We start from the raw sequence: 3,612 nt of genomic DNA on the forward strand, positions 1-3,612 counted from the left end.
GGCGCCGGCCGGGCGGCCGCGAGGTCCATCACCAGCTCCACCCGCAACGCGGCCAGCTTCGCCTCGGCCACCACGATCTGGCCGAGCAGGTCGGCGGCCTCCACCGCGCCGCGCCGGGCCGGCAGCCACGCGGACAACGGCTCGTCCCACCGCTGCGGATCGGGATCGGCCAGCTCCCACGGCGAGGGGAACGGGTCGACCGGGGACACCGTCACCCCGACCGCGAACCCGACCACCGACATAACCGCAGGCTAAGCCGGGGGTACGACACTTTGGGGCACGACGGGGCAGGGCGTCGGAGGGAAGCGGGTCGCCCACCGCGGGGCGGGCAACGGGTCGGACGCCCACGACCGCGGCGGGGTCAGGGTGATCCCGGCCGCGTGTCGGCGGTGACCGAGGCGGCATGCAGGGTCACCGCGGCCCGGGTGCGCCCGGGCCGCAGGGCCTCAGTGCCTGCGTCGGCTGAAGCGGCTGAGCAGTCGCTTGAGCAGGTTGGCCTTGACGAGTCCGGAGATCAGTCCCATGTCGTCCTCCTCGTTGCGGTGGGTGTGCAGGGATCGCCGCTCCCTACCCGCGCGCTGCCGGATCCATGTGCCGGACGCCTAGACTGCCTGGCACGACGGACGAGTCGGCTGGGCGGTCGCGTCGGTGGGGGAGACCCCGCCGCCGAGGAACGTCCGGGCTCCACAGGGCAGGGTGGTCGTTAACGGCGACCCGGGGTGACCCGCGGGACAGTGCCACAGAAAACAGACCGCCGGCGTCCGCGCCGGTAAGGGTGAAACGGTGGTGTAAGAGACCACCAGCACGCCGGGTGACCGGCGTGGCTCGGTAAACCCCACCCGGAGCTAGGTCAAGAAGGAACGGTGGTCCGCCGCCGCTCCGCGCAGGCGTTCGAGGGCGGCCCGCCCGAGCCTGCGGGTAGACCGCTGGAGCCTGCCGGCAACGGCAGGCCTAGATGGATGACCGCCCATCGGGAGGCCGTGAGGCACCCGTGGACAGAACCCGGCGTACAGGCCGACTCGTCCGTCGGCCCCCCGCTCTCGTGCGGCGTCCGCGGCGTCATCCGTCCGGGCGAACGGGGGCGCTGCGCTCATGTCCGGTGACTCCACGTGCCGCTGTGCGGAGGGTCCGCGAAAAGGCCGGGTTCGAGCTTCTGGCTCGCCGATCGCCTTGCCTACCGTTCGCACGTCCGCTGACCGGCGGACCCGGAGGTCGCCCGCCGAACCTGCCCACGGCCGCCCGGAAGCGTCGAACACGACGGGCAGGCGCGGGGGACCCACCGTTCGTGGCCCTCCGGGACCTCGGGGTGAAGCCGCGCCGTGCGCGGCCGGGCAGCTCTCGCCCGAACCCGACAGCTAACCCCGCAGGCGGCGAGAGGCTCACCACCCCATGCCCAACAGCCATCGCACCGTGGGTCGACACCGTCGTCCCTCCCGCAACCGCGCCATGACCGCCGTGGCCTACCCTGCCGTGGTCCTCGCAGCGGCCTCGGCCGTCACCCTGGGGGCCATCGGCCCCGCGGCCGCCCACACCGGCGAGCACACGGTCCGTTCCGGCGACACCCTGAGCAAGCTCGCGGCCGGCCACGGCACCACGTGGCGCAGCATCCACGACGCCAACCGCGACACGATCGGCGCCGACCCGAACGTCCTGCGCGTCGGGCAGGTCCTCACCATCGGCGGCTCCGGCGCGGCACCGGCGGCGGCACCGGCGGCGGCGCCGGCTCCCGCCGCCGCGGGGTCGTACACCGTGGTCGCCGGCGACACGCTGGCCGGGATCGCGGCCCGCCACGGCACCACCTGGCAGGACCTGCACGCCCTGAACCTCGGCGTCATCGGCCCGAACGCGAACGTGCTGCGCGTCGGGCAGGTGCTCGCCCTGAGCGGCGGGGGAGCGGTTCTCGAGCGCGCCAGCCGGGCTGAGCGGCCCGCCCCGGCTCCTGCTCCTGCTCCTGCTCCGGTGGCGACGTCCGCGGCCTACGACCAGTGGGACGTGCACGTCCGCCCCGCCGTCCAGGAGATCGCCGAGGCGAACGGCGTCGGGACGGTACTCACCCGCCCCGGCCACAGCCCGACCGCCGGCCGCGCGGCCGACTTCATGGTGTACACCGACGCGGCCAAGGGGAACGCGGTCGCCCAGTACGTGATCGACAACGCGGCCCGGCTCGGCGTGGACTACGTGATCTGGCAGCAGCGGATCGCCGGTCCGTGGACGGGCTGGGCGTGGCAGCCCATGGCGGACCGCGGCTCGGCCACGGCCAACCACATGGACCACCCGCACGTGGCCTTCCTGCCGTAACCACCGCTCCTCCGCACGTCGCTGAGCCGGCCGTACGCCGATCACCCGTGGTCGGTCGGTCGGATGGCCGGGAGTCTTCGCCGGCCAGGGTCGGCACCATCTCGGTGTTCCAGCTGACCTGGGGCTGATCCGTGGGCCGGGGGCACCGGAGCGTCCCCCGGTCGGCGTCGGTGGAGCGTCCCCGAAGGGGATGCCGAGGTCGCGACGGCGTGTCACGAGATCGTCATGCACCCGATCGTGTTGCGCGCGTTCGAACGGTGGACGGCAGGGCATGACGTGATCACGCCCTGATCGAGGGCCGGGTGAGACGCCGCTCCGCGCGTCGTGTCACCGACCGCTGGGTTCTCCCCGACCCGGACGACCGACCGGCGCAGCACCGCGCCGGCCACCCATCCCCGGGAGCCGGAGCAGACCGCGCTCCGGGTCTCCGAGACGAAGGAGTCTCCATGCGCAAGGCATTCGCCATCCCCTCCGTCGCGATCGCTGCTGCGGCGTTCCCGCTGCTGACGATGAGTGCGGCCTCGGCTGCCCATGACGGCAGCTACCAGGCCGACCTGGGCTCGCTGAACGACTCGGGTGTCACCGGCACGGGCATGGTCACGCTGGAGGGTGACCAGGCGATCGTCACCGTCGAGGCGAACGGTGTGCTGGCCGGTTCGCCGCACGCCCAGCACTTCCACATCGGGGCGCAGGGCGTCTGCCCGCCGGCGTCGGCCGACTCGGACGGCGACGGGATCGTCACCACTGCCGACGGCATCCCCTTCTACGGGGAGATCGGTGCGTCGCTGACCACCGAGGGTGACACCGGCGCGGACAGCGGTCTGGCGGTGGACCGCTTCCCGACGCCTGAGGGGGACAGCTACACCTACGAGCGGACCTTCAGCATCGATCAGGCCACGCAGGAGGCGTTCGCGGCCGGTACCGCGGTGCTGGTGGTGCACGGTATCGATGTGAACGGCAACGGTGAGTACGACGCCGAGGCCGGTCAGAGCTCGCTGGACCCCTCGCTGCCGCTGGAGGCCACCGCGCCGGCGGCGTGTGGTGTGCTGAACGCCTCGCAGATGGGTCAGATGCCCGCCGGTGGTGCTGACACCGGTGCCGGTGCCACCAGCGGTATCGAGGAGCAGGCGGCGATCGGGGTGGGTGCGCTGGCCGCTGCCGGTGCGGTCGCCGCGGGCACCGTGGCCTACCGCCGTCGCCAGGCCGCCGACCAGGCCTGATCGCCCACGCCTGATCGACTAGGCACGTGACCAGGCCTGATCGACCGGGCCTGATCGATCAGGCTTGATCGACCCGCATCACCCGTCGCGCCGG

General features: G+C 73.1%; 3 protein-coding genes, 1 other RNA gene and 1 riboswitch. Of the genes, 3 read left to right on the plus strand and 1 reads right to left on the minus strand.

The genetic code is table 11. From position 1 onward, the window contains the following. The coding region (locus QOZ88_RS23035) for a hypothetical protein (protein WP_306002004.1) at positions 1-242 on the minus strand (242 nt) is incomplete at its 3' end. 382 nt (positions 243-624) lie between these two features. On the opposite strand from QOZ88_RS23035, the gene rnpB reads away from it, so the two are divergent. The 3 genes from rnpB (at position 625) to QOZ88_RS23050 (ending at position 3,518) form a co-directional block, all read left to right on the plus strand. Further along, positions 625-1,026, plus strand: an RNA gene (gene rnpB, locus QOZ88_RS23040) — RNase P RNA component class A. A 210-nt stretch (positions 1,027-1,236) separates the two neighbouring features. Next, a riboswitch (cyclic di-AMP (ydaO/yuaA leader) is annotated at positions 1,237-1,382 on the plus strand. Between the two features lie 73 nt (positions 1,383-1,455). Further along, positions 1,456-2,298, plus strand: a complete 843-nt coding sequence (locus QOZ88_RS23045) for a LysM peptidoglycan-binding domain-containing protein (RefSeq protein WP_306002005.1) — start codon at positions 1,456-1,458, stop codon at positions 2,296-2,298. A 446-nt stretch (positions 2,299-2,744) separates the two neighbouring features. Further along, entirely contained in the window at positions 2,745-3,518 is a 774-nt protein-coding gene (locus QOZ88_RS23050) for a hypothetical protein (RefSeq protein WP_306002006.1), read from the plus strand. Positions 3,519-3,612 lie beyond the last annotated feature (94 nt).

It is taken from the genome of Blastococcus carthaginiensis (assembly GCF_030731085.1).
Classification (GTDB): Bacteria; Actinomycetota; Actinomycetes; order Mycobacteriales; family Geodermatophilaceae; genus Blastococcus; species Blastococcus carthaginiensis.

Coding starts and splice junctions, on each gene's coding strand:
- QOZ88_RS23050 (WP_306002006.1), top strand. CDS start 2,745: ATGCGCAAGGCATTCGCCATCCCCTCCGTCGCGATCGCTGCTGCGGCG.